General features: G+C 67.0%; 29 protein-coding genes. 9 read left to right on the forward strand and 20 right to left on the reverse strand.

What is annotated here, in order from left to right; all coding sequences use genetic code 11:
* Positions 1-298 precede the first annotated feature (298 nt).
* The 3 genes from D7252_RS20145 (at position 299) to D7252_RS17230 (ending at position 1679) form a co-directional block, all read left to right on the forward strand.
* Positions 299-490, forward strand: coding sequence for an LPXTG cell wall anchor domain-containing protein (locus D7252_RS20145; RefSeq protein ID WP_183055334.1), 192 nt, complete (start codon positions 299-301; stop codon positions 488-490).
* 180 nt (positions 491-670) lie between these two features.
* On the forward strand, positions 671-1072 hold the full coding sequence (locus tag D7252_RS17225; RefSeq protein ID WP_259461130.1) for a hypothetical protein: 402 nt from the start codon (positions 671-673) through the stop codon (positions 1070-1072).
* Positions 1073-1379: 307 nt separating this feature from the next.
* Entirely contained in the window at positions 1380-1679 is a 300-nt protein-coding gene (locus tag D7252_RS17230; RefSeq protein WP_147406764.1) for a hypothetical protein, read from the forward strand.
* Between the two features lie 462 nt (positions 1680-2141).
* Here D7252_RS17230 and D7252_RS17235 read toward each other — a convergent pair whose 3' ends face one another.
* The gene (locus D7252_RS17235; protein ID WP_259461131.1) at positions 2142-3248 is read right to left on the reverse strand and encodes a sensor histidine kinase; all 1107 of its coding nucleotides are present in this window, start codon (positions 3246-3248) and stop codon (positions 2142-2144) included.
* Between the two features lie 420 nt (positions 3249-3668).
* On the opposite strand from D7252_RS17235, the gene D7252_RS17240 reads away from it, so the two are divergent.
* The 4 genes from D7252_RS17240 to D7252_RS17255 all read left to right on the forward strand — a co-directional run bounded on the left by D7252_RS17240 (position 3669) and on the right by D7252_RS17255 (position 5666).
* Complete coding sequence (locus D7252_RS17240; protein WP_259461132.1) at positions 3669-4307, forward strand: response regulator transcription factor; 639 nt, start codon at positions 3669-3671, stop codon at positions 4305-4307.
* Positions 4308-4405: 98 nt separating this feature from the next.
* Entirely contained in the window at positions 4406-4672 is a 267-nt protein-coding gene (locus D7252_RS17245) for a hypothetical protein (RefSeq protein WP_147406765.1), read from the forward strand.
* Positions 4669-5004, forward strand: coding sequence for a hypothetical protein (locus D7252_RS17250; RefSeq protein WP_120776505.1), 336 nt, complete (start codon positions 4669-4671; stop codon positions 5002-5004). The genes D7252_RS17245 and D7252_RS17250 overlap by 4 nt, the downstream gene beginning before the upstream one ends.
* A 2-nt stretch (positions 5005-5006) precedes the next feature.
* The gene (locus D7252_RS17255) at positions 5007-5666 is read left to right on the forward strand and encodes a hypothetical protein (RefSeq protein WP_120776506.1); all 660 of its coding nucleotides are present in this window, start codon (positions 5007-5009) and stop codon (positions 5664-5666) included.
* Between the two features lie 501 nt (positions 5667-6167).
* Here the strand turns inward: D7252_RS17255 and D7252_RS17260 are convergent.
* The 6 genes from D7252_RS17260 to D7252_RS17285 form a co-directional block, all read right to left on the reverse strand.
* A complete protein-coding gene (locus D7252_RS17260; RefSeq protein ID WP_120776507.1) occupies positions 6168-7145 on the reverse strand; it encodes a fumarylacetoacetate hydrolase family protein in 978 nt (325 codons plus the stop codon).
* Entirely contained in the window at positions 7142-8146 is a 1005-nt protein-coding gene (locus D7252_RS17265) for an amidohydrolase family protein (RefSeq protein ID WP_120776508.1), read from the reverse strand. Before D7252_RS17265 ends, D7252_RS17260 begins: the two co-directional genes overlap by 4 nt.
* Positions 8143-9279 carry an FAD-dependent monooxygenase gene (locus D7252_RS17270; RefSeq protein WP_120776509.1) on the reverse strand — a complete coding sequence of 379 codons (1137 nt, stop codon included), beginning with the start codon at positions 9277-9279 and terminating at the stop codon, positions 8143-8145. Before D7252_RS17270 ends, D7252_RS17265 begins: the two co-directional genes overlap by 4 nt.
* Positions 9280-9326: 47 nt before the next feature.
* Positions 9327-10325 carry a cyclase family protein gene (locus tag D7252_RS17275; protein WP_120776510.1) on the reverse strand — a complete coding sequence of 333 codons (999 nt, stop codon included), beginning with the start codon at positions 10323-10325 and terminating at the stop codon, positions 9327-9329.
* Positions 10322-11293, reverse strand: coding sequence for a fumarylacetoacetate hydrolase family protein (locus tag D7252_RS17280; RefSeq protein ID WP_120776511.1), 972 nt, complete (start codon positions 11291-11293; stop codon positions 10322-10324). Before D7252_RS17280 ends, D7252_RS17275 begins: the two co-directional genes overlap by 4 nt.
* A gap of 82 nt (positions 11294-11375) precedes the next feature.
* Positions 11376-12395 (reverse strand): VOC family protein, encoded by a 1020-nt coding sequence (locus tag D7252_RS17285; RefSeq protein WP_120777041.1) that lies wholly within the window; start codon positions 12393-12395, stop codon positions 11376-11378.
* 105 nt (positions 12396-12500) lie between these two features.
* On the opposite strand from D7252_RS17285, the gene D7252_RS17290 reads away from it, so the two are divergent.
* Positions 12501-13454, forward strand: a complete 954-nt coding sequence (locus tag D7252_RS17290; protein WP_120776512.1) for a LysR family transcriptional regulator — start codon at positions 12501-12503, stop codon at positions 13452-13454.
* A 51-nt stretch (positions 13455-13505) separates the two neighbouring features.
* On the opposite strand, the gene D7252_RS17295 is transcribed toward D7252_RS17290, so the two are convergent.
* The 13 genes from D7252_RS17295 to pcaH all read right to left on the reverse strand — a co-directional run bounded on the left by D7252_RS17295 (position 13506) and on the right by pcaH (position 24804).
* Complete coding sequence (locus tag D7252_RS17295; RefSeq protein ID WP_120776513.1) at positions 13506-14729, reverse strand: ABC transporter substrate-binding protein; 1224 nt, start codon at positions 14727-14729, stop codon at positions 13506-13508.
* Entirely contained in the window at positions 14726-15736 is a 1011-nt protein-coding gene (locus tag D7252_RS17300; protein ID WP_120776514.1) for a branched-chain amino acid ABC transporter permease, read from the reverse strand. The genes D7252_RS17295 and D7252_RS17300 overlap by 4 nt, the downstream gene beginning before the upstream one ends.
* Entirely contained in the window at positions 15733-16614 is an 882-nt protein-coding gene (locus D7252_RS17305) for a branched-chain amino acid ABC transporter permease (protein WP_120776515.1), read from the reverse strand. The genes D7252_RS17300 and D7252_RS17305 overlap by 4 nt, the downstream gene beginning before the upstream one ends.
* On the reverse strand, positions 16611-17369 hold the full coding sequence (locus tag D7252_RS17310; protein WP_120776516.1) for an ABC transporter ATP-binding protein: 759 nt from the start codon (positions 17367-17369) through the stop codon (positions 16611-16613). Before D7252_RS17310 ends, D7252_RS17305 begins: the two co-directional genes overlap by 4 nt.
* Positions 17366-18196 carry an ABC transporter ATP-binding protein gene (locus tag D7252_RS17315; RefSeq protein ID WP_120776517.1) on the reverse strand — a complete coding sequence of 277 codons (831 nt, stop codon included), beginning with the start codon at positions 18194-18196 and terminating at the stop codon, positions 17366-17368. The genes D7252_RS17310 and D7252_RS17315 overlap by 4 nt, the downstream gene beginning before the upstream one ends.
* Before the next feature lie 161 nt (positions 18197-18357).
* Entirely contained in the window at positions 18358-19527 is a 1170-nt protein-coding gene (locus tag D7252_RS17320) for a thiolase family protein (RefSeq protein ID WP_120776518.1), read from the reverse strand.
* Positions 19524-20159 (reverse strand): 3-oxoacid CoA-transferase subunit B, encoded by a 636-nt coding sequence (locus D7252_RS17325; RefSeq protein ID WP_120776519.1) that lies wholly within the window; start codon positions 20157-20159, stop codon positions 19524-19526. The genes D7252_RS17320 and D7252_RS17325 overlap by 4 nt, the downstream gene beginning before the upstream one ends.
* A complete protein-coding gene (locus tag D7252_RS17330) occupies positions 20156-20914 on the reverse strand; it encodes a 3-oxoacid CoA-transferase subunit A (protein ID WP_120776520.1) in 759 nt (252 codons plus the stop codon). The genes D7252_RS17325 and D7252_RS17330 overlap by 4 nt, the downstream gene beginning before the upstream one ends.
* A complete protein-coding gene (pcaC, locus tag D7252_RS17335) occupies positions 20911-21312 on the reverse strand; it encodes a 4-carboxymuconolactone decarboxylase (RefSeq protein ID WP_120776521.1) in 402 nt (133 codons plus the stop codon). Before pcaC ends, D7252_RS17330 begins: the two co-directional genes overlap by 4 nt.
* Positions 21309-22085: an alpha/beta fold hydrolase gene (locus D7252_RS17340; protein WP_120776522.1), complete on the reverse strand. Its 777-nt coding sequence runs from the start codon at positions 22083-22085 to the stop codon at positions 21309-21311. Before D7252_RS17340 ends, pcaC begins: the two co-directional genes overlap by 4 nt.
* Positions 22082-23395: a lyase family protein gene (locus tag D7252_RS17345; RefSeq protein ID WP_120776523.1), complete on the reverse strand. Its 1314-nt coding sequence runs from the start codon at positions 23393-23395 to the stop codon at positions 22082-22084. The genes D7252_RS17340 and D7252_RS17345 overlap by 4 nt, the downstream gene beginning before the upstream one ends.
* 27 nt (positions 23396-23422) lie before the next feature.
* A complete protein-coding gene (gene pcaG / locus D7252_RS17350; protein WP_120776524.1) occupies positions 23423-23983 on the reverse strand; it encodes a protocatechuate 3,4-dioxygenase subunit alpha in 561 nt (186 codons plus the stop codon).
* Positions 23984-23985: 2 nt separating this feature from the next.
* Positions 23986-24804 carry a protocatechuate 3,4-dioxygenase subunit beta gene (gene pcaH / locus D7252_RS17355; RefSeq protein WP_120776525.1) on the reverse strand — a complete coding sequence of 273 codons (819 nt, stop codon included), beginning with the start codon at positions 24802-24804 and terminating at the stop codon, positions 23986-23988.
* A 119-nt stretch (positions 24805-24923) separates the two neighbouring features.
* On the opposite strand from pcaH, the gene D7252_RS17360 reads away from it, so the two are divergent.
* Positions 24924-25676, forward strand: coding sequence for an IclR family transcriptional regulator (locus D7252_RS17360; protein ID WP_120776526.1), 753 nt, complete (start codon positions 24924-24926; stop codon positions 25674-25676).
* Positions 25677-25765 lie beyond the last annotated feature (89 nt).

Consider the following 25765-nt stretch of genomic DNA (forward strand, 5'->3'; position numbering starts at 1 on the left):
TGGATGCCAGGCTAGGCAGCCACGGTACGGAGGGGTTCGGTGAGTGATGCGCGAGTCTGGTGATCAGAGTGGTGTGCAGGCGGGGTGGGTGATCGTTGCGGCGTGCGCCGTTGCCGCTCTATCGGTGTGGTTCGCGATGGCCTCCGCATACGCGGATGCCCGGGAGATCGAGGGGCAATGCTTCCAGAATTCGCCGCCCTCCGCCGTTGTGACAGAGGATGCTTCCGCCTTCGAATCGGATCGGACCGCTCTCCCCGCTGGTCGTTCATGCGTGTACGACGCGCAGGGCGGAGGGACTGTGTCGACACAGACAGGGTGGCCCACGACGATCGCCGCGTTCGCCGGAACCGGCATTGCTGCGCTCGCGCTCGGGCTGGCGTTCGTCCGTCGTCGCCGGATGAACGCGATGCAGCACGTCCTCACGAGTTCTGCGCTCCTTGCGGTCTGCCTCGGGTGGGTGTCGATCGTGATTTTCGCATCGAAGGGATGATTTTTCTCACCAGACACCATCGTGCTCTTCGTCTTCACTCTGCTGAGCGCCCGCCCCGCTGGTGCTCGCTTCGATGAGTAGTCCGACCTCTGCTGAGGAACGGCATCATCGGAGCGTCGACAAGCTTGCGCCAGGCACAGATACTCTGGCGTTGCTGACGGCCCCCATTAGGCTGACGGCGTGACCCTCCAGCCACTGCCCGCGAGAGATGTCCGCTTGCGTGGCACCCGAACCGCGTTCTGGGTGATCGCAGCCTTCGGTATCCCTGCGGCTGCCGTAGCGTGGAACTGGTACGCACTCGCGCAATTCGAGGCTCAATCCGAACAGAGCAAGGCACTCTCGGCCCAGACCACGATGGCGGGTTTCGCGGAAGTCTGGGGTGGTGTACCGCTGGTTCTCGCCCACATCGTCGGGTTGGTCACGCTCTTCGTCCTCGGATGGAAGGGCTATCGAGGTCGCGGCATCGCTCTTGCGATGGGCGCCGTCGTCATCGCATCTGTCATCGGCATCGGCATCACGCAGCTGCTCTGGGCCGGCGAGCTGTTCCAACTCGGCATCGACAACGACGTGTACGTGCCCTGAGGCAGCGGCCCATCACTACGTCGGGTGCCACGTTTCGACGCCTCCAGCGGCGGAGCCACGGCATCCGCCTTTCGCCAATGTGGGCGGGTTCATAAAAAGACCTTCGCGCGAACGAACCGCCCACCGGCAGATGGCCCCTCAACCTGTCGAAAGGAATCACGACATGACACTCCAACGTGATGAATCCCCAAATCCCTCGTTTCCCATCGATCCGTCGGAGAACGTGATCGTGCGATCAAACGGGCAGTACTGGGCCCCTCGGCGCCGCGGTGGATGGCGAGCCGTGAAACCAATGTCGGAATCCGAGATGCATTCTCGCGATAGTCGCGCCATCGGCCTTACTGTCGGTGGAGCCTGCGGGATCTTCGCCGGTTGGATCTTCTCGGTCGTCGTGGACTGGTGGGCGTGGAGCTCCTTGGCGGGTCTGCTCATCAGCCTGACGGGCGCCATCGCACTGATCGCAGGTGCGATCCTGCTCATCCGGCAGCGTCGATTCGTGGCCTTCGTCGTGCCTGCCCAGGGAGACCTGTTCGGCATGGCCCAGCACATCGACGGACTCCCCAAGCTCATCGATCTCGACACGCCACCCTCCGATGTCCATCAGTAGGGTCAGAGCTTACTGAGCCCGGTCAGCTCGTCCGCGGCGCCGACCCGTGGGAGCTGAACGACCCAGATCTCATCCCCGAGAGCGAGTGCCTGGAGGGTCGACCCCGCGCATCTTCGACGACTCCCCACCGTCGACTCGTCTGGCCCGACGCTGCTCGAACCCCATCGCGTAGTCGGGGCAGACCCCTCCCCGAGAGACTCGTACACAGAAGTACACTGGGTACACAGGAATTCACAGGAGGTAGTCGATGCGACCCTTCTTCCGCTGCCCCGTATCGCGCACGCACCACGGCCCGCGCATGGACATTCTCGGAGGACGAGCTCGACGCTCTCCGTAGCGAGCTCAAGACTCGATCGCTTCGGATCCTGTCCGAATGGGAGCACGGACGGCATCGCGTTCATCGTCACCGATGGCCGTGTGTGAGGGTTCTGAGTGGCCCTCGCCGCCGTGTTTCGTCGCGAGCTATTCAGTTGCAATGTCGCTTGCTTTGGCGGAACTGTCCGCCGGCACAGGCACTGTCGCTCGAACGACCCATGCGCCCTGTGAAGGCCCCGCTTCGAGCGACCCGCCATGTTGCGAGAGCCGTTGTCGTCCCCGCCACAGACCCCGGCCTCCCGAAGTCGCTGCGCCGCCAGCTACGCCCGGGGCTAGGGCATTTTCAACGAGGAGCGTCACGCTGTCGGGACGGTCGAGAATGCGGATGCTCGCGAACTGCGACGTGGGGGCATGTTTGATGATGTTCGTGACTGCCTCGATCGCGATCTCGATGAGGAGCCGCTCCGCCGTAGGTGACAGACACTGATTGTCGTCGGATGCCGACACTGTTGTCGGTATCCCCGCGTCCTTCAGCAGGTCGCCGAGCGTGGCGATAGCTTCCGCCACCTGCCCGTTGTATCGAAGGGCGCGCGACGCTGGCGCTTCGGTCTGGGTGTCGCGCATCAGCGAGAGCAGTGACTGAATGCTCCCAAGTGCGCGCTCAGCCGAGTCCTCAATCGTGGTGAGTGAAACGGTACGCGCATCCTTATCGGGCTGCTTGGGTAGCGCACGGGCGTGGAAGAGGATGAGTGTGAGGTCGTGCGCGATGCCGTCGTGGAGCTCGTCGGCGATCCTCTCCTGCTCTTCACGGGCGATCAGTTCGAGGTCCTGCTCGACCCGCGCACGCTCCGCGATGAAGATCCCTTCCCGTGTGGCCAGGAGCCGGAATGCCAACCCTGCAAGCAGTGCGATCGCGGCGATCCCCGCAATCCCGAACATGCCCCCTTCAGCGAGCGTCGTGCCCGTGGCAGCGATGTAGGCCGTCAGAGTGGCGACGAGAAGCGAGTGCGTAATGACCACCCATGGCGCGCAGGTTGCAGCGACGAGGCTTAGCGCAATCGCGAGCTCCAGAACGTCACCGCCGCTTCCGGTGAAGATCACCCCGACGCCGCTGATGATCATGATTGCAAAGGCGGCGGTCAGCGGGTGCCAGGCGAAGGCGGCAAGACCTGCGTAGAACGCCATCGCCAGGAGATCGGAGCGGGTGAAGCGCCCGCTGGAGATGATGAACCCAACAGCGATGAATACGAGCACTCCGACAGACGCGACGAGCAGGACCCTGACGACCGGATGGAGTGAGCGTTGCTCCCAGAACCCGCGCGAGAGCATCGTTCGCCGGATGGATAGCCGGGCGCTGTCCCCGCTACTCAGCACTCGTGAGGTGTGCGGGTTCGACCGGTCAGGCACAGATGCCGAGAACCTTGCACATCCAATCTCCGAGATCGGCGTTGTCCGCGATGGTGAACAGAGCAAGCGTTCCGATGTCGTACAGATTCAGGCCCATGTAGAACTCCTTACGATCGGTCGCTGAAACACCTGCTCGATGTTGAGCCCCGGGCGCGACCTGGATGTGCTCCCGCCATATTCGTGTGCCGCCCTGAGTCCCGGAATCATGGCCCCAGGGCTACAGCTTGCCAATCGGTGACGCGATACGGTTTCCGGGTGGCTGAAGCGGTGAAGGTGCTGATCGTCGACGATGACGCACTCGTGCGGCATGCTCTTCGGGCATTCATTTCTGTCGACGAGCGCGTGACCCTCGTCGGCGAAGCCAGCGATGGCGCCGAGGTCGTGGATGCGTGCAAGAGGCTTTCCCCTGATGTCGTCCTGATGGACATCAAGATGGCGGACGTCAACGGCGTGGAGGCGACGCGACGAGTTCTAGAGTGGAACCCGCGCTGTCGAGTCGTGGCGCTGACGACCTTTACCACGGAGTGGCGTGCTCTCGAGGTACTGCGCGCGGGCGCCAGTGGCTATCTGGTCAAGAACTCTGCCCCAGACGACATCATCGCCGCCATCCTTTCGGCGCACGCCGGCGACCGTGTTGTCTCCCCCGAAGTGCAGTCGAGATTCGTGCGCACGATGATCGAGTCGGGCGATATGGAGCCTGTGGATGCGCCCGCTCTCAGCCACCGTGAACATCAGATCATCGAGCTGATCGCGAAGGGCCTGTCGAACGCCGAAATCGCGCATGAACTGCACTACGCCGAGGGCACCGTGAAAGCTGACATCCGGCGCATCAATCAGATTTGGAACGTTGACAACCGCCTGCAGATCGTCCTGCGGGCAACAGCGATCGGAATCATCAGCCTGTAGCGCCAGGCGGGTGCGGTCGCGATCCATCACAGATAGCCCTAGGGCTACAGTGCTCGACGATCTCTTGCCCCCTGCCTCCGTGTCCCAACATGATGCGTATGTCCGACATCTGGATTGGGCATCACCGCCACACGCTCACGACGGGCAGGGATGAAATGACGATAACTACTTCACGCCTCGCGGTGTCCTTGCCTCTCGTCGGCGCCGCGTTTCTGACGATGGCGATTCTCTTGCCTGTCGAGCTCGCGATAGCGGCATGGCTGCTTGCCATGCTCAGTTTCGCGGCCGCCGTGGTGTGCGCGATCATCGTCGGACGGCGACGCAACCCCGCGCTTCTCGCCGTTCAGCAAGGAGGATCGAAATGACCGCAGATGTTCACCAGGCGGACCCGCAGATCGCAGGGACCGGCCGCGGACGCGTGATTGCAAGCTACGTTCTCGCCAGCCTCGTGGTTCTGGCGCTGACGCTCCGATTCCCTCCCGGCGATTTCACCGGATGGATGGCAACCAGTCTCAGCACTCCCCTCTGGGTGGCGTATCTGATCCTGGCGGCCATCTCGCTGGTGGGGTTCCTCCTCACTCTCAACCTCGAGCGTCGCTACGGGCGCTCGGGCGCGCGGTGGATGAACCTCATCCTGCTCGTCGGCACGTTGCTATCGACGGTGGGGGAGCTAATAACCGGTTCATCAAAGGGATGAGAATGAAGAATCAGAAGAAGACTGTAGTTGGAGCGGTCGCTCTGCTGGCGCTCTCGCTGGCCATGCCGCAGACGGCGTCTGCGAACGAGACGCAAAGCAACCTCGAGGATGAGGTTGCAGCCATCATCGGCGCTGAGATCCAGGCGGATGTCGATCCCAACGAAGCAGGGATCATCTCGTTCGGCACGCCAGATGTGACGGTCACTGCGCAGACCGCGAACGAGTTCAACAACGATCCCGAAGCGATCGCCGACGCGTTCTTCCAGGGCGTGCAGGACGAGCTCGCTGAATCCCCCGAGCCGACGCCTCCGCCCCTCACGACATTCGGCACCGGAACCTACGTCGCCGATCAGAACGTGACAGTTCCCTCCCTGGGAATCGCGTGGATCGCGCAGAAGCTGAACTACAACATCTCCGGCAGCTACATCAACAGCCTCTCGAAGAGCGGCAGCTCGTACATGTACGGCATCGCGCTCGGTACGTGGTCGCACAACAGCACCACGACCACGCTGAAGAGGTCGCGCACCTGTGTCGCGACGCAGATGTCCGGGGTGTTCCGTTACACGGTCAATGGGGTGGGGATCCACCTCCCGGCGAATGTCCTCGCCTCTGACGCAGCGAGCGGCGGCGGCCTGCACAGCGTGACCTACCACGACTGCTGAGTCGATACGGATGCAGGCCTTTGGCATGCACGATCGCCGGTGACCAACCAGCGGATCGAACGGAGCTCCCGGGCAATCAAGCCCGGGAGCTCTCTCGTGTACGGGGTCTGAGACCGCTGGGGCTGCTCCCGCTTCAAGCCCTTTCGCGCGCCCCTGCTCAGGGGCCGAGCTAGATGATCAGCACGCGCGCATCCAGCATCTCGATCAAGTCCGCGTGTCGCACTCCGTGCCCAGTAACCACGCGAAACGCGCTCTCACCTGCTGAGCCACATCTCACTTCCCTGTCTGGCCCTTTACCGACGATAAGACCACTTATCGCAACTATCCGGCGCAGTCCCCTTCGCTCGAGGCCCGCAGGGTGGCGGCACTCTGATCTGCGTGCGGGTGCCGCCGCAGCGAAGGCTGGTCTCGGGTTTCGGCGATCTCGCGGTGACTTGAATCTTGCGCCGCTGCCGCCCTGGGGCGAGCTCCCCTCTAAGGGGCGCATCAGTCGAATCTCAACTACAGCGCCCGCCGACGCGCGCGGGTTCGGCTTCTGGCGCGGGGCAACGCGGGGGCGGAGATGGGCGCACCGACCCTCCCGACGAGCTCGCCCACCCCCTCGACCGCCATGCGCACCACATCGCCCTCGACCAGCGGCGGCGGCGTGAGGGTGCCGTTGCGTCCCCACAGCTCGCCCAAGCATCCGCCGTTGCCGACCGTGCCGCTGCCGAGCACATCACCCGGGATCACGCGGGAGTTGCGCGATGCGTAGGCGACGAACTCGGGGAACGGCCAGCCGGCGTTCGAGACGAGATCCTCACCGATGAGCTCATCGTTGACGTACACCTCAGTACGGATGGCGAGGAAACCATCCTCGTCGAGGTACGGGTCGAGTTCGTCTGCCGTGACGATCCACGGGCCGAGGCTCGTGCCGAAGTCCTTGCCCTTCGACGGCCCCAGCCGGACTTTCATCTCCCGCGCCTGCAGATCCCTGGCCGACCAGTCGTTCATGATCGTGTACCCGAAGATCACCGATGCTGCGGTGCTCGGGTCGAGGTTCGATTCCCCGACCCCCGGCGCTCCGCCGATCACCACCGCGACCTCGAGTTCGAAATCCAGACGTTCGGTCACCGGAGGGTGCAGCACGTCGGTAGGTCCGAGGATCGTGTGCGGATTGCCGAAGTAGAACGTCGGAGCCTCGTACCATTCCGGAGCCACGTCGCTCTTGCCCTCGACGCCCGCGCTGACCCCCTCGACGTGCTCCTCGAAGGCCACGAAGTCGCGAACGGATGCCGGCGACAGCGGCGAGAGCAGGATGACATCGGCGAGCGCCGGACCCGCGGTTCCGGCGACCTCGCGGTGCAGCCCGTGAGCGGCATCCAGCCCCAGCGCGAGCACATCCGCCACCGTCAGACCGCGAGGGAAGGCGAGCACCCGCTCACCCTCCACGAATCCTTCGCCGATCGTCCCCTCAGCGAGCCACCGGGCGATCTTCATGCCCGAACCCGTCTGCCGAGCAGCGCCGCGGCGTTCGTTTCGAGGATCCCCTCGACCACGTCTGGTGCCAGACCGGCCTCCCGCACGAAGTCGACGGGGTCGTCCAGACCCATGTCGAACGGGTAGTCGCTGCCGAGCAGCACGCGCGACTCCCCCGCGACCTCGACGAGGTGTCGCAGAGCACGGGGATCGTGCACCACGGTGTCGAACCAGATCTTCGAGAGGTAAGTCGACGGCGCGTGCACGCAACGCTGCGCCTCGGGCCGCACCCGCCAGGCGCGGTCGGAGCGTCCGATCGCGATGGGGAGATAGCCCCCGCCGTGCGCGGCGACGACGATCAGCTCCGGATGCCGGTCCAGCACGCCGGCGAAGATCAGGTGGGAGAGGGCCACCGCGTTCTCGACGGGCTGCCCGACCGTGTTCGACAGGTAGAACCGATCGAGCCGCTCATCGAGACTGCACCCGAACGGGTGCAGGAAGACCACGGCGCTGAGCTCGGCGGCCCGCGCCCAGAAGGGTTCGAGTCGTTCGTCGGACAGCTCCACGTCGCCGGCGAACGACGAGATCTCGACGCCCGCGAGTCCGCGGCCGAGCACGGCGTCGTCCAGGCACTCCACGATGCGCTCAGGATGCTGCAGCGGAACCAGCCCGAGTCCGATGAGCCGCTGAGGGGCTTCGGCGACGTGCTCTGAGACCAGGCGGTTCGCCTCGTTCGCCGCCCATACGGCCAGCCCTTCCGGCGCCCACGGGTAGAACTGGTTCGGCGAGGTGCTGACCCACTGCACGTCGACGCCCTGAACATCCATCTCGGCCAGGCGCACCGGCACCGAGGTGAGCTTCGGGATGCGCGCCCCGACCATGGGTCCGGACACGGCCAGGCTCTCGGCACCGTTGCGGGTCAGCTCGAGGGCAGCAGCTTCGCGCACGAGCTCGGGGGCGCGTCGTTCGACCTCTGCCTGCAGCGAGGGCAGCAGGACGTGTGCGTGGACGTCGGTGGTCATGCCGGCTTCGCCATCTGCTGCGCGATGCCGAAGATGAGGCCGCCGGCGTCGGCTTCGCGGTTGTGGTCGAGCTGCCATTGACCGAGTTGCACCGAGGCGTCGACGACGGCCTGCGCACGCGGTACGCGACGGGCGTGGAATTCGTCGAACAGTGCGTCGTCGACGACGTCGCGTCCGATCAGCAGCTCGGTGAGCACGAAGGCATCCTCCAGGCCCTGGGCGGCGCCCTGTGCGATCGTCGGAGGGCACGAGTGCGCGGCATCGCCGATCACGATCACGCGGCCGCGGTTCCACGGAGCCGGGACGACGTGCTTGGTGAACCAGGTGTAGTTCGCGGCAGCGCCGGCTTCGAGGTCGGCTCGGATGGAGTTCCACGGCCCGTCGTAGGCCCGCGACGCCTCGAGCATGATCTTCGTGGCTTCGTCGCCGGAGACGCCGAACCGATCCTGCGCATCCTCGACGAGGAACGCGTACATGGTGTCGTCACCGGTGGGCGTGTATCCCGCGATGTAGACCGGGCCGCCGTAGTAGAGCTCGGAACGCTCGACGTCGGCGGGGCGCGACACGAACGCCCGCCAGATACCCATCCCCGTCGGCTCCGGCTTGGTCTCGATCCCGATCAGCTCCCGCACACCCGAGTTGAGGCCGTCGGCGCCGATGAGCAGGTCGTACACTCCCGCGGACTCGTCGTTCACGAAGACTTCGACCGCATCAGCGGCTCGAGGGCCGAGACCCGTGACCTTCGCGCCGAAACGCACACTCGCCCCCGCCGCGCGGGCGTGGTCGAGGAGGATGCGTGTGAGGTCGGCTCGGGGCATCCCCATGGCGGCCGGGTAGTCGGGGCCGCCGGTCTTGACGTCGGGAAGCGCAGCGACCACGGGGGCGCCAGGTCCGGGTGCCCGGAGGTTGAGGCCCTCGAACGGGAAGCCGGCCGCCTGGATGTCGCCCCACGCGCCGAGCGCATCGAAGACGCGGAGAGCGTTGCCCTGCAGAGAGATGCCGGAGCCGAGAATCGACGGGGCATCCTTCACCTCGAAGACGTCGACCTCGACGCCCGCCTTGGCGAGCTGGATGGCGGCGGCGAGCCCGGCGACTCCGGTGCCGGCGATCGCGACCTTTCGGACTGCGGTCATGTGCAGAACCTCCTTGTTCTGGATGAAGCGATGTGAAGAGACGGTGACTACAGGATGGCGACCGGGTTGACCGGCGAACCGACCGCCCCGGTGATGGGCAGGGGCGGCGCCGACAGCAGGAAATCCCATCGTCCTCGCGAGGCGCACTCCTCGGCGAGTTCGTCGAGATTCCACATCTCACCGATCGTCAGTCCGAGATTCGGGATGACGACCTGGTGCAGCGGCTGGAAGGCGGGTACGTCGAACTCGTTGGGCCGCACCTCGAAGCCCCAGGTGTCGGTCGCGATGGCGGCGATGTCGGTGCGATGCAGCCACCCCGCCGTCGTCAGCGACAGACCAGGAGCCGGTCCGCCCGCATAGTCTCCCCAGCCTTCGCGGCGCGCGCGTGTGAACTGCCCGGTGCGCACGACGACGATGTCGCCGCGGCCCACTGCGCTCGATGCCCCCTGTGCCGCGATCGTCGATTCGAGGTCCGCGGCCGTGATGGCGTACCCGTCGGGCAGCTCGCCGGACTCGGGCTGGAGGTGCCGCCCCACGTCGAGCAGCACGCCTCGGGAGACGATGACGGACGCGGCATGTTCGATGCCGGTCACCAGGTCGCCTTCGCTGGTCACGACATCCCCGGCTCGGCGCCCGTTCCAGGCGTTGCCGTGATCGAAGATGTGGCCGAGGCCGTCCCACTGCGTCGAGCATTGGAGCGGCATCGCGATGACGTCATCCGCCCCTCCGATGCCGTGCGGGAAGCCCTGGTTGCCGCGCTCGGCATCCACCCCGGTGTCGGTCATCGTGTGCACCGGGTTGGTCCGGCGACGCCAGCCCTTCTGCGGGCCGTCGGTGTCGAAGCGCTGCGAGAGCGAGATCACACGCCCCGAGGTGACGAGAGTCGCGGCCTCGACGCGCTTCGCATCGTCGATGAGGTTGAGCGTTCCGAGCGCGTCGGCCTCGCCCCACCGATTCCAGTTGCGGAAGGCCGTCGCGCGCGCGGCGACCTCTGCTTCCGGGTCGTGACGGTCGAGGTCGGCCGGGTTCTCGGAGGGAGCGCTCATCGCGCGTCTCCGTCGGACGTCTCTGCCACGCAGCGCACGACCTGCGTGCCGAGGTTGGCGATCGTACCTATCATGACGTCGCCGTCCTGGAGGAAGCGCTTCCAGTGCTGGCCGTTGCCGGCCGGGCTCCCGGTGAGGAGAAGGTCGCCCGGGTACAGCGGATGCGTCTGAGATGCGGCGGAGAGCAGCGCGGGGATGTCGAAGAGGAGGTCCGTCGCCGAAGCATCCTGCATCGTCTGCCCGTTGAGCTCGAGGTGCAGGTGCGCGTCTTCGGCGGAGACGAAATGGGCGGGAACGAAGAACGGGCCCGTCGGCAGGAAGCCCGGCGCGTTCTTGGCGCGGTACCAGTCCGTTCCGATCTCCTTCATGTCCTTGCGGAAGACCAGGTCGCGGGTGGTGACGTCGTTGACGATGGTGTAGCCGGCGATGTGGTCCCAGGCTTCCTCGCGCGAGACTCGGAAGGCCTCTTTGCCGATCACGAGGGCGAGCTCGAGCTCCCAGTCGTGCACCTCGCTGTAGGCGGGGAGGACGAGGGGAACGTCGTCGCCGACGACGGCCGCCGGCAGCCCGATGAAGAAGTACGGCTCACCATTCTTCTTGCGGTCATCCATCATCGTCGCCGCGAACTCGCGCGCCTCCTCCGGCGTGCGGTCGGTGTTCTGAGTCAGGCCGGCGGCGACGAGCTGGATGACATGCTCCCGGTAGTTCGCGCCAGTCTGCAGCACCTGCCGCGGCTCGACGGGGGCCGTCAGCGTCATGTCGCCCAGACGCAGCCAAGGCCCGTCGGCGCCGGCCATTCCCTGCAGACGATCCCAGTCCGGTGCGGCGAGGAAGGCGTTGAGGTCAGCGGCACCGAGATCGTCGGGGGTGAGCGGTCGGATGCGATCACCCACCACGAGACCGAGCTGTGCACGTCCGCCATCACGGTAGCGGGCGAGGGCGAAGGGGGCGTCGGGTGCTGTCGTCATCGTCGGTGACTCCTCTGTCGTTCGATGTGTCGGTTCTAGTGGCATCAGGGGCGGACGACATCGTCCGCCCCTGTGAGCCCACTCAGCCCTGGCCGTGCTTGGCGTAGGGGTTGAAGAGCGCGTCCTTGATCTCGTCGGGAACGCCCTCTTCGGTCGCGCTGGGCCCGTCGGCCGCCGGGAACGACTCGGTCATCGACATCGGCATGGCGCTGTTGCGATAGAAGTTGTTCGAGCCGAGCGAGGGCTTCCAGGTGTTCGCCTCCCAGTCGGGCACGTAGTTGCGGTAGCCGCCGGTGTTCAGCTCGATACGGAGACTCGAGGGCTCGCGGTAGTAAAGGAACGTCTGCTCCCCGATCCCGTGGATGTTCGGCCCGTACTCAATCGGGGTGCCGTTCTCCATGAGGGTGTCCGCCGCGATCAGCAGCTCCTCACGGGTGTCGACCCAGAAGGCGTAGTGGTTGATCCGTCCGGCACGCGTGGAGCCGTCGAGCACCACTCCCAGGTCGTGCGACTTCTCATTGGTCGTGAGCACCGAGAACACCGAGATGGGCGCCTCGTCGAGCACAGTGCGGGCCATGAAGCGGAAGCCGAGGACATCGACGTACCACTTCACGAACGCGTCGACGTCGCTCGCCGCGACCGTGACGTGGTCGAGCTGGCGGGGAGCACCGGCGACCTTGGAGCGCCTCTCCGGGCGGTCGGGGTAGATCGACGCGACACTCTCGGGAGCCTGGTGACGCGTGACGTCCCAGTGCAGGGTCATGTCGTGACCGAATGGGCCCGTGAAGCGGTAGGCGCGTCCGATATGCGGAACATCATCGAGCCACTCGCCTTCGACGCCCGCGGCTTCGACACGTTTCGCCGCCTCTTCGAGCGCCTCGGCACTCGAGGTGCGCCAGGCCATGGTCGCAAGCGAGGGCTCCTCGCCGGGCACGATGACGAGCGAATACGCGTAGTAGTCACCCCAGCAGCGCAGGTACACGGCTCCGTCGACGCGGTCGACCACGGTCAGGCCCACCTGCTCCTCATAGAATCTGACCGACGCCTCAACGTCGGGCGCGGTGATCGCGACGTAGGACAAATGGGACAGTAGTTTGATCATCTTCGATCCTCCGTTGAGTTCTCGGGTATTCCCGTACATCCACTCTCCGCTCGGCGCTAACATCAGGGAAGATGTGTTCGACAATCCTGCACATCGATGTCATCTATGAGCTGGAGGCCCGCCGTGCCGAGTTCCAAGAACGTGTCGCGCCTCGACCTCAATCTGCTCGTCTCTCTCGACGCGCTCCTCACCGAGCGAAGCGTGACGCGGGCAGCAGAACGACTTCACCTCAGCCAGCCGGCGCTCAGCGCATCGCTCTCTCGACTTCGAGTGCATTTCGACGACGAGATCCTCACACGGCGTGGCAACAGCTATGAGCTCACGCCTTTCGCCGCGCGTCTGAGCGAGCACACGACGACGGCGCTCGAGGCTGCCAGACGAGTCTTCGACAGCCAGGCGGACTGGGACCCGTCGACGTCGACGCGGGAGTTCTCGATCTTCGGCTCGGACTACGGTTTCGCGACCGTCGCGCAGCGTGTGTCCGCTATCGCGGCACGGCAGGCTCCCGAGGTCAGATTCCGATTCATGCTGCACAGCCCGGCGATCGTGGAAGACGCCGCCGTGCGCCTGCGGTCGGCCGACGGCATGCTGATCCCGCATGGTCACATCTCGGAACTGCCGCACCTGGATCTGTGGCGCGACGACTGGGCGGCGATCGTGGCCACCGAGAATCCCGACGTAGGGGAGTCGCTCAGCCTCGAACAGGCTGCGGGACTGCCGTGGGTGCTCACCTACAGATCACGGTTCGCCTTCACCTCTGCAGCGCGTCAACTGGAACAGCTCGGCGTCGAGCCGCACGTCGAAGCCGTCGTGGAGAGCTTTCTGGCGATGCCGTTGTTCATCGCCGGCACCCGCCGAGTGGGAATGGTCCAACGCGCACTCCTGCCGATCGCGATGCGCGCGGCAGCTGTGCGCGAAGTGCAGATGCCCTTCGAGGCGACGCCGCTGGTGAGCGCGCTGTGGTGGCATCCTGTGCATGCCCGGGATCCGGAGCACGTCTGGATGCGTTCCGTGTTCGAACAAGCCGGCGCCGAACTGTCCGAGTCCCTCAACGGGTGACGGCGAGAGAGGGCGGGACGGAGCATCCGTCCCGCCCTCTCCCGCGCCCTGCTACTCGACAATCCCTTCATCCCGGACGTCGATGACGCCGCCGACCGGCTGCCAACTCGCGCCATCGAATTCATTGAGCTCGAACTGGAACGCGATCCGACCGAACGGTCCGGAGTCGAACACGATCCCCGGCAGCAGCAGCGGGTTCTCGACATCGGAGAAGTCGTCCCAGGCGGCGATGATCCCCTCGCTGTCGAGCGACTCCGCATTGCGCAGCGCCTCGACGATCGCCGCCCCGAGACCGTAGCCGTTGAGGGCGAGCGCATCGCTGATCTCGGCCTCATGTCCGTACTCGGTCATCGCTTCGGAGTACGCGAGGAAGTCCTCGTCCTCGGCGAACCGGGGGTCTGAAGGATCCATGAACCACTTGAACGCGTGCGCTCCCTTCACTGCCTCCGGACCCGCCTGGTTGATGGCCGTGGTGAAGTCTGACGTCGTCGAGCCCAGTATCACGGTCGGCTTCCAGCCGATCTGGTGGATGTAGGCGAGCACCGCACCGACGGTCGGTGCGCCGATGTTGATGATGAGTGTGTCGACGCCTGCGGACTGAAACTCGCTCACCTGGGCGCTGAGATCGGCCGTGCCCGGAGCGACCAGAGCGGTCTTGGCAGGAACGACCCCGCCTGCCGCGAGGCCGGCGGTCTGGCTCTCGCTGAGGTCGTTGTTGAAGCCCACGTAGCCGACGACCGCATCCGGATGCTCCGCCGTCAACCAGTTCGCCTGAAGCTGCCCCTCCCAGGCTACGTCGGGCCAGAACGCCCGCTGCAACGGGAAGTTCTCGATGTCGCTGAGCGGGCTGTTGCCCGCAAGCGAGATGCCGGCCACGCCCTTCTGCTGCAGGTAGTCGCGACCGGCGATGGAGATGCCGCCGAAGTTCACGACGGCGACGGCGCCGTCCTTCTCGACGAACTTGCGCTCGTTCTCGACGAGTCGCGCGGGGTCGTAGGCGTCGTCTGCGGTGACGAGCTCGATCTGCCGCCCGTCGATGCCGCCTTCGGCATTGGTCTGCTCGATGTATGTCTCGAGACCCGCCAACCCCGGCGCGACGGCACCGAGCGGACCGCTCTGCGGCCAGCTCGCACCGATCACGATCGGGGCCTTGTCGTCGCCTCCGCCCGAGGCGTCCGGGGTGGCGCCGCGGGCGGTGCAGCCGGTGAGCACGAGGGCTGTGGCTGCGACCACCGCTGCCAGGCGCGATGCGACGCGGATCGTGGAATTCATCATTGAGTTTCCTCTCGGGTGCTGGGTATATCACGAGTTGCAGTACGTGCGAGGGCGCGGTATCCGCGACCGATCAGTCCGGCGGCGCCGCTGGGAGCGATGATGATGCAGGCGCCGAGCACGACGGCGAAGACGAGCTGCGCCAGGTACGCCGAGGTGTCACCCGGAACCGCCTCGCTGAACCAGGTCGGCAGGTAGACGATCACGACCGCGCCGATGATCGCGCCCCACCACGACCGGTTTCCGCCGACGACGGAGGCGACGAGGAGGGTGATCGAGAACACCAGCGGGTAGGACTCCGGCACGACCAAGCCGAGCACCAGCGCATACAGCGCGCCGCCCAGGCCCGCGACGGCGGAGCTGATCACGAAGAGCGCGAGCTTGAGTCGGTCGGTCTCGACGCCGACGGATGCCGCCAGGATCGGGTTCGCACGCACCGCGGCGAGCGCGCGGCCGATACGCCGTGAGACCAGGTTGCGCACACCCAGAATGCTCAGCAGCAGCACCACGAGCAGCACGAGGTAGATCCACTGCGCGTCCGTCAGAGCGCCCGTGGGCGAGAAGAGTCCTCCCCCGCTGAGCGTGATTCCCGCCTGCCCTCCGGTGAAGTCCGGGAGACGGTAGAGCACGATCGGGAACAGTGCGGCGATGACGATCGTGAGGAGTCCGAGGTTGAAGCCGCCGAGTCGGACGCCGGGCAGCCCGATGATCGCACCGACGATCGCACACACCACGACTGCGGCGACGAGCGCGAGCGCGACCGGCCATTCCAGGTGGCGGATGACCAGCATCGACGCATACCCGCCGATGCCGAAGATGGCTCCCTGGCCGAGACTGATCTGGCCGGAGAAGCCCATCAGCAGGTTGAGGCTGATGACACCGAGTGCGACCGCGAGCACGCGGCTCATCGCGAAAAGGTCGTAGTCGGTGACCAGGAACGGGATGCTCACGGCGATCACGATCGCGACGCCCGTGGCGATGCGGGGCAGCCAGTGGAGGATGGTGGTCATGCGCGCACCGTGCTTTCGCGTCCGAAGAGCCCGGCGGGCTTGAAGAAGACGACCGCGATCACCACGGTGAAGGCGAGCAGTACGTTGAGGTCGCCACCGAGCCCTGGGACGTAGCGGCCGCCGATCGCCGTCAGCAGACCGATCAGCAGGCCGCCGACCACGACGCCGATGCGGCTGGTGATGCCGCCGAGGTTGGTGGCCGCGAGTCCCATCAGCAGGGGGACGGTCATCATCGCCGGGGATAGTCCGAGCGAGGGCGCCGCGACGACGCCGGCGACGGTTCCGACGGCGCTCGCGGCCGCCCAGCCCGCCGCGAGCCATATACCCGCGTTGAGTCCGAGCAGCGCCGCGGAGTGTTGATTCTGTGCGACAGCTCGGAGGCGCAGGCCGAAGGTGGTGCGGGTGAACAGGAGCGCCATCGCGCCCATCACGGCCGCGACGAGGATCAGTCCGCCGACCTGTTGACTGGTGAGCCGGAGTCCACCGAACTGCAGCACCCAGCTGCCGAACGGGTTCGGGAAGTTGCGCGGATCGGTGCCCCAGATCATGCTGACGACGGCATTGATCCCGAGTAGCAGCGTGACGCCAAGGGTCGTGAGCGCGGTCTGATTCCGCCGGTCGACCCAGCGCACCACCCCGAAGTAGAGAAGCGCGCCGATGAGCGCCGACACGACGATCGCGAACGGGATCGCCAGCCAGGCGGGCCAACCTGCGAGCAGCGCCGTGTAGGCGACATAGGCCGCGAGCACCGCCATCTCGCCCTGCGCGAGATTCAGCATCCCAGTGCCCTGGAAGATGACGCTGATCGCGAGCGCGAGGGCGGCGAAGACCACGCCGGTCGTCAGGCCGTCGAGGGCGATCTGCAGGAACTCGATCATGACACCTCCCGTGTGTCTGTTCCTCGTGCACCGTCGTCACTACCCCCGAAGTAGTGCGCGTGCAGAGCGTCCGTCGAGTGATACTCGGCCGCCGGCCCGTCGTGGACGACGCGACCTCTGCTGAGCAGCACGACGCGATCGGCGACCTCGAGCGAAAGGCGGGCGTTCTGCTCAGCGAGCAGAATCGTCAACTCCCATTCGTCACGCAGCGCCACGAACTGGGCGAAGAGCTCCTTCGTGGTGAGTGGGGCGAGCCCCAGCGAGGGTTCATCGACCAGGAGCAGCCGCGGACGCGCGAGCAGCGCCCTGCCGACCGCGAGCATCTGCGCCTGGCCGCCGGAGAGCGCCCCGGCCGGCCGCTTGCGGAACTCCTCGAGGATCGGGAAGGTCCGGTAGACACGTTGGAGATCGGATGCCGCAAGCGACCGTCGCGCCGAAGGTCGCCCGATGCTGCCGAGGCGCAGGTTCTCCTCGACCGTGAAGTCGGAGAACGTGCCGCGTCCCTCCGGCACGTGGCCGATGCCGAGCCGGGCGATCTGCGCGGTACGCAGGCGGTTGAGATCGGTGCCGTCGAAGCTTCGGCTGCCTCGCACCGAGACCGTCCGGCTGATCGCACGCAGCAGGGAGGTCTTGCCGGCGCCGTTGGGGCCGAGGATCGCCACGATGCTGCCCTCGTCGACCGTGAGGTCGATCTCGTGCAGCACCTCGACGCGCCCATAGGCTGCGGTCACTCCGCGTAGCGAGAGAAGGCTCATGCGGCGCCCGCCTCGAGATGGCCCGTCTCGACGTCACCGGTTTCGACATCGGTTCCCAGATAGGCGGCGATGACGTCGGGGTTCCGCCGGATTTCCTCAGCGGTGCCGTGAGCGAGGAGGCGCCCGGCATCCAGCACCGCGATCGTCTGGGCGTACTTCATCACCAGCGCGACATCGTGCTCGACGAGCACACACGTCATTCCCGATCTCGTGCCGTGAGCCACGATCAGGTCCATCAGCGCCGCCGACTCGTCTTCGCTGAGGCCCGCCGCCGGCTCATCGAGCATGAGCAGGGTCGGGTTCGAGACCAGCGCGCGGGCGATCTCGATGCGGCGTCGGTCGCCGTGCGCCAGTGCACCAGCCGGGGTCAGGGCATGCGCGGAAAGACCGACCCGGTCGATGACGTCTCTCGCCCACTCGGTCGCGAGCTTCTCCTCGCGGCCGCTGCCCGGCGTGCGCAGGACGTGGCTGAGCAACCCGGCCCCCGTACGCACATGCGTGCCCAGCATCACGTTGCTCAGCACGTCGGCGTCGTCGATGAGGGCGGGGGTCTGGAAGGTGCGGGCGATCCCGGCCTTGGCACGACGGAAAGCGCGCAGTACGTCCAGCTGCTCGCCGTGCAGCGCGATCGTGCCCTCGTGCCGGTAGATGCCGCTGATGCAGTTGAACAGTGTGGTCTTTCCCGCACCGTTCGGCCCGATCACGGCGCTGACGCCGCCCGCCGGAACATCGAACGTCACGGCATCCAGTGCCCTGACACCGCGGAAGCCGATGCGGACGCCTGTGAGGCGGAGCGCGGGTGGCGCAGGTGTGTGCGCGTTGTTCATGCAGAACTCCTTCGTTCTGCTTTCATGACACCCGAGTCGAGGGCATCACAGAAGCCCCTATCGGTGATGCCGGGCATCGGGTTGCCTGATACCCGTGGTGGGTGTGATCGCTGGAGCCAGGCGGAATCTCTCAATGCCAAATTCGCGCCGGGCCCCCGCCGCTATCGCTCGAGGACGAGCGCGAGCCCCTGCCCCACGCCGATGCATAGGGCGACGACCGCCACACCCCCGCCGCGACGCCGCAGCTCGTGCGCTGCACGCGCGAGGATCCGCGCGCCCGACGCGCCGAGGGGATGGCCGATCGCGATCGCTCCGCCGTGCACGTTGAGGCGCTCGGGATCGAGCTCCGGCCAGCCGGCCAGGCAGGCGAGCGACTGCGACGCGAACGCCTCGTTGAGCTCCACGAGATCGACATCGCCCCACGTTCGGCCGGCGCGGGCGAGCGCGCGGTTCGCCGCCTCGACGGGCGCGATTCCGAACACGTCGGGATCATTGCCGAATACGCCCCGCCCGGCGATGCGGGCGAGCGGCTCGCCGTCGATCGCTCCTTCTCCTCCGAGCAGCACGGCGGATGCCCCGTCGGTGATCGGCGAGGAGTTGCCCGCCGTCACCGTCCCGTCCGCGGCGAAGAGCGCCCGCAGGCCACCGAGCTTCTCGAGCGTCGTGTCGTCGCGGATGCCCTCGTCGCGCGAGAGGCCGGCACCGGGAACCCCGACGATCTCGCCGTCGAACACGCCATCGGCCCACGCCTGAGCGGCTCGCCGGTGGCTGCGGAGCGCAAACGCATCCTGCTCCTCCCGCCGGATCCCGAAGATCGTGGCCAGCTTCTCGGCCGACTCCCCGTTCGAGATCGTCCACTCCTTCGGGAGGGCGGGATTGGTCATCCGCCAGCCGATCGCGGTGTTCCACATCGTCTGATTGCCCACCGCCGGCCACGGCTTCGGCGACTTCTCGACGACGAACGGAGCCCGGCTCATCGATTCCACCCCGCCGGCGAGCACGATGTCAGCGTCACCCGTCTCGATCGCTCGAGAGCCCTGGATCACCGCCTCCAGACTCGAGCCGCACAGCCGGTTCACCGTGGCTCCGGGCACGGTCGTCGGGAATCCTGCGAGCAGCGCGGCGAACCGGGCCACGTCGCGATTGTCCTCCCCTGCCTGATTGGCGTCGCCGAGCAGCACGTCGTCGATGCGCCCCGGATCGATCCTGGTACGGTCGACGATCGCCCGGAGCGTCACGGCCGCGAGATCGTCCGGGCGGATGCCAGACAGAGCCCCGCCTGCACGTCCGAAGGGCGTGCGCAGGGCGTCGTAGACGAAGGAGGCGGTCACGAGAGATCCAATCCGGTCAGCGAGCTCAGCGCAGCGACAGTGTTTGCTCCGAACGCCTCGCGGACGACGAAGCGCCCGTCCACGACGTCGAAGACCGCGTGATCGGTGTAGACGCGTGTGACGCACCCGACCCCGGTGAGAGGGTATGTGCACTCGTCGACGAGCTTGGACGACCCGTCTTTGGCGAGCAGATCGGTCATCACGAACACCTGCTTCGCTCCGATCGCGAGATCCATCGCACCCCCGACAGCGGGGATCGCGCCGGGTGCGCCGGTCGACCAGTTCGCGAGGTCGCCGTTCTGAGCGACCTGGAATGCTCCGAGCACGCAGACGTCGAGGTGCCCGCCGCGCATCATCGCGAACGAGTCGGCGTGGTGGAAGTACGCCGCCCCGGCCAGCGCCGTCACCGGCTGCTTCCCCGCGTTGATGAGGTCCGGGTCGATCCGGCCGGCTTCGGGCGCCGGCCCCATGCCGAGCAGGCCGTTCTCGGTGTGCAGGATGATCTCGAGCTCCGCCGGCAGGAAGTTCGCGACCAGTGTCGGCGCACCGATGCCGAGGTTGACGACCGCGCCCTCCGGGATATCCGCCGCGATGCGTGCCGCCAGGTCGTCACGCGTGATCCGGGTGGTCATCGCAAGACCTCGCCGTCTTCCGCAGCACGCTCGATCGGTCGCCCCTCGATGTCCACGCCTCCGATGAAGCCGTCATCGCCGAGCCAGGGCCGCCGCCCGACGGCCACGACACGGTCGACGAACAGCCCAGGAGTCACGACCGTCTCGGGATCGATCGACCCGAGGGGCACAACCTCATCGACCTGTACGACCGTGATGGCGGCGGCCGAGGCCATCACCGGACCGAAGTTGCGTGCGGTCTCGCGGTAGACGAGGTTGCCCCATCGGTCGGCCGCGCAGGCGCTGATCAGCGCGACGTCCGCGGCGATCGGGTACTCGAGCACATACCGCCTCCCCTCGATCACCCGCTCCTCCTTGCCTTCGGCGAGATCGGTGCCGACTCCGGTCGGAGAGAAGAAGGCGCCGATGCCGGCGCCCGCGGCACGGATGCGTTCGGCGAGGTTGCCCTGCGGCACGATCTCGAGCTCGATCTCGTCCGCCCGGTAGAGACCGTCGAACACCCACGAGTCGTGCTGCCGGGGGAAAGAGCACATGATCTTGCGCACCCGACGCTCAGCGAGCAGCGCGGCGAGGCCAGTGTCGCCGTTGCCTGCGTTGTTGGCGACGATGGTGAGGTCATCTGCCCCCTGAGCGATGAGCGCGTCGATCAGTTCGACCGGCTGTCCGGCGCGGCCGAATCCGCCGATCATCACGGTCGATCCGTCTCTTATCCCCGCCACGGCCGCCGCGGCATCCTGTACGGTCTTGTCGATCATGATTCGTTGTCGCCGCAGTCGGGGCCGAACACGTCGCTCGCGATGCGGAACGCTGTGTTGGCTGCGGGCACGCCCGAGTAGATCGCCGACTGAAGGATCACCTCGCGGATCTCGTCGATCGTGAGGCCGTTGCGGACGGCGGCTCGCAGGTGCATCGCGAGCTCCTCATGGTGACCGAGCGCGATCAGCGAGGAGAGCACCGCGATGGATCGAGAGCGCCGATCGAGTGCCGGTCGCGACCAGACATCGCCCCATGCGACGCGCGTGATGAAGTCCTGGAAGTCGGCGTTGAGGTCCGTCGTCGCCGCGATCGCGCGGTCGACATGCGCATCGGAGAGCACCTCTCTGCGGACGGCGAACCCCTGTTCACGTCGTTCGTCGTCGGTGAGACCCGTCATTCGCGGCTCCTCTCGTTCAAGAACTGAGTCAGCAGGGCGGCGACGGCCGCGGGCGCATCGACGGGCGCGAGGTGCGACGCCTCCGCGATCCCTGCTGCCGATCCGTCGACCACCCCCGCAGCGATCTCGCGCACTGACGACTCGGGCGTGACCTCATCCTGCTCGCCCCAGATCGCCAGCACCGGCGCCGAGATCTCACCGAGCCGATCGCGCACGTCATGGCTTGCGAGTGCCTCGCAGCACCGCGCGTAGCTCTCGTCGTCGGCGTTCTGCAGAACGTGCAGCAGTCGCCCCGTGAGATCCGGGTGCGAGGCGATCGAACCAGGGGTGAACCATCGTTGCGCCGAGCCGATGATCAGCGCTGAGGTGGATTCAGCCCGCACCTTCGCAGCGCGCTCCCGCCAGGCATCCGGCGTACCGATCGCCGCGCCGGAGCAGAGGATCGCCGCACGCTCGACGAGTGCCGCATGTCGCAGCAGAAGCTCGAGCCCGACAGCCCCACCGAGTGAGACACCCGCGTAGCGGATGCTGTCGACGCCGAGCGCCGAGGCCCCCGCCGCCACCGCATCAGCCAGGTCGGCCACCGAGAACGCCGTGGAAGCCGCAGCAGAATCGCCGTGTCCTGGCAGGTCCCAGGCGACGATCCGGTGCGTCTGCGCGAGCGCGGGGGCGACCGATTCCCACAGGATCGTCGAGGTGCCGAGCGAAGGACCGAGCACGAGCAGTGGTGCACCGTCGGGGCCCACCGGTTCTGTGAAAGCGAGCGTCGTCATCGGGTCTCTCCCCCTGCAGCCGTGCCGAGGTGCGCGGTGGGGTCGAGCAGCTGGTCGAGATCGACCCCAGACGCCTCCGCCATCGCACCGACGAGGTCGCGCAGATCCGCGCCCGCGACGGCAGCGTCGATCAGCTCATCGAATCGCGCGCGGCCGATCAGCGGCACGAGCACGATCGCGAGCCGTTCGCTGACCATCAGGCCACCGGTGAGTGCGAGGTTGCGGGATGCCGCGGCGCGGTCCATATGCAGATTCTCGGCGAGCGTGGCGGCGTGCGCCGAGGCGCCGAGCGCGAGCCGCAGCAGTTCGCGAAGGGTGGGCCACTCGGCGTGCCATGCCCCGTCCGGGCGTTCGTCGCCGGCGAGCGCTGCGGCCAGATGAAGCGTGGCGCCGAGGCCGGGCGCCCGAAGTGCTGCCGAGCGGATGAGGATCGATTCGACCGGATTCTGCTTCTGCGGCATCGCGGAGGAGCCACCGCCGACGCCTTCGAAGAGCTCGCCGATCTCGGTGCGGCTGAGGGTCGCGACGTCGGTGGCGACCTTGCCGAGCGCGTCGATGGCCTGCACCAGAGCGTCACCGAGTTCCGTCACCGGCCAGCGGGAGACGTGCCAGGCAGCTCCGGTGTCGCTCAGACCCGCGCGCCGCGCGAAGGCGGCAACCAGATCGCCGGTCGCTTTGCGGGATCCGGTGATCTCGACGAATGATGCTCGGGTCCCGCCGGCCCCAGCAAGCTGCGCGGGGAAGTCGAGCGCGGCCAGTCGAGTGGCGGCACGGTCGATCCCGAGGAGCCAGGAGTCGATCCTGGCGCCGAACGTGGTCGGGACGGCGTGCTGGGTGAGAGTGCGCGCCACAACCACCTCGCCGCCGTGGGCCACCGCGAGGTGGTTCAGTCCGTCTGCCACCTGCCCGAGCGACGTCCCGACCTGAGCCGCCGCCACGCGCGCCACCGACATGATCGCCGAATCCCAGATGTCCTGACTGGTCGCCCCGCGGTGCACCCACACTCGAAGACCCTCCGGCGTCGCGGCCTTGAGCTGCCGGACGAGGGGTATCACCGGGTTCCCGCCCTCGACTGCGGCGGCGATCAGCGCGTCGACCTCGATGATCGAGCTGCCGCCCGGCGTGAGCCGACCACGGAGTACATTCTCGATCGCCGCGAGATCGGCCGCAGAGAGCATCCCGATGTCTGCGTACGCTGCGGCGAGCGCCCGCTCTGAAGCGATGAGTGCGTCGAGGAACACGGCGTCGCGCACGATGTCGTCGCGTCCCACGGTCGCGGGCGAGAGCAGTCCCTCATCGAAAGCGGTCATGCGCACACCTCTCGGTGATGCTGGGCGTCAGTAGACAAGGAATACCGTCTCCCCTTCGCCCTGCACGCGGATATCGTGCTTGAGCCGGCCGTCGGCGGTGCGCGTCGCGATCAGCGTCGCCCGTTCCTCCGCCGAGAGCGACGAGAGCAGCGGATCCGCGTCGAGAGCGGTCGCATCGTCCGGAAGGTAGATGCGCGTGTGGAGTTTGTCCGGCAGTCCGCGGGCGTAGACGATCGTGGCGAAGAACGGCGCCCGCCGGTTGCGAGATCCGGGGTTGCGGGTCCAGAACTCGTAGCGCCCCTCGGCGTCGGTGAAGGTGCGCCCGAAGCCGGTGAAGGTGTGGTCGTCCCTGCGGAAGGCGCCGCGAGCGCGCGGCACCGTGCCGTCGGTATCCGCCCCGAAGATCTCGATGAATGCATCGGGGATCGGATTCCCCGCTCCGTCACGCACGGTGCCGCCGAGCAGGATCGCTCCGGGCGAATGCGGGAATGCCACCTCATGCATCTTCGGGTACTCGATGCCGTAGGCGAAGAACGGGCCGACGGTCTGCCCCGCGGTGGGCCGATGGGTCTTGGCGGGCACCGACATGCTCAGGCCTCCTCCTGCTCGAACCAGGTCGCGTCGGGTCCGTCAACGACGATGTCGAAGCGGTATCCCGTAGACCATTCCGGCGACGTTAGGTCGTGGTCGTACACCCCGACCAGAGCGTCGCGGTCCTTCTGGCGCCAGATCGTGTTGTAGATGGGGTCGAGGGCGAAGAGCGGGTCGCCGGGAAAGTACATCTGCGTGACCAGTCGCTGGGTGAACGACGAACCGAACACCGAGAAGTGGATGTGCGCGGGGCGCCACGCGTTGAGATGGTTCTTCCACGGATACGGGCCCGGCTTGATCGTCGTGAACAGGTACTCGCCGTCATCGTTCGTGACCGCACGCCCCGCGCCGGTGAAGTTCGGATCAAGGGGCGCAGGATGCTGGTCGCGCTGGTGGATGTAGCGCCCAGAGGAGTTCGCCTGCCACAGCTCGATGAGCTGGTTGCGCACCGGCCTCCCCCACGAGTCCAGCAGCCGACCACGCACCGTCATCCGCTCGCCCAGCGGCTCACCGGCATGCTGGATCGTGAGATCCGACTCGATCGCGGCGACATCGCGCTGCCCGAAAGCCGGCGACAGCAGCTCGATCGTCTCGGGGTCGACCAGCCGGGGGTTCTTGGTCGGATGCCGCAGGATGCTCGACCGATACGGCGGGAAGTCGTGCATGGTGGCAGGCAGCGCTTCTCCCCGCGCCTCCCGACGGTCGAGCGCCCCATGAAGATCGACGATCTCAGCGGTGATCGCCGACTGCGCGACCTGGTCGGGCGAAGCGAGCAGCGACTCCGGGGCGGCTGCGATCGTTCCTGACTGGAGGGTCATGGGTGTCTCCTTCGACACGGGCGGGCTGCGTTCACAGCATCCTGATCCGCGATCGTCGGTGGCGGATGCCGATTCCCACTCAATGAGACACGAGCGTCGAGGTGTGGCACTATCGGCGCATGGCAAACTCCCCCTCGGGCGATTCCGTCACCGAGCGACTCATCCGCGTGCTCGAGACGTTCACGCCCTCTCGCACGGCGCAGAGCGCCGCCGAGATCGGTCGCCGGGCGGGCCTACCCGCCTCCTCTGCCCATCGCATCGTCGGCGAGCTGGTCGACGCGGGGATGCTGGAGCGCGACGACGACCGGAGGATCCGCATCGGCATGCGCCTGTGGGAGCTGGCCACGCGATCCTCACACGCCCTGCGCCTCAGGCAGGTGGCGCTGCCCTTCATGGAGCGGGTGCAGTCGCGTGTGCGCGAGCACACCCAGCTGGCCATCCTCGAGCAGGACGAAGCACTGTTCCTGGAGCGCCTGAGCAGCCCTGATTCCGGGTCGAACGTGACGAGGGTGGCGGGCCGGCTGCCGCTGCACGCGTCCTCCTCCGGGCTGGTGCTGCTCGCCTATGCCGAGCACGCCCTGCAGGAGCGAATCCTCGCCGGCGCCCTCCCCCCGGTGTCTGCCGAGACGATCACCGACCCCGCGGAGCTGCGCCGCAAGCTCGCGGAGGTCCGCGCCGTGGGGCATGCGGCGGCCCCCGGCTACATCGAAGAGGTCTCGACAGGTGTGGCCGTGCCTGTGCACGACGAGACGGGCAACGTCGGGGCGGCCCTCTCGGTCGTGCTCCGTCGCAACGACGCGACCGAACCCGCGCTGCGCGAACTGCTCGCCGCCGCCCGCGACATCGAGCGCGGTCTCGGCGGCCGCCGCTGACGCCAGCTCCCATTCAACGGTAGAACGGTGGGTTCGGTGGGCTCGGTGATCCCACAATTGCTGGCGATACGTCCGTCGAAGGAGACGCC

Origin of the sequence: Microbacterium sp. CGR2 (genome assembly GCF_003626735.1) — a bacterium.
Classification (GTDB): domain Bacteria; phylum Actinomycetota; class Actinomycetes; order Actinomycetales; family Microbacteriaceae; genus Microbacterium.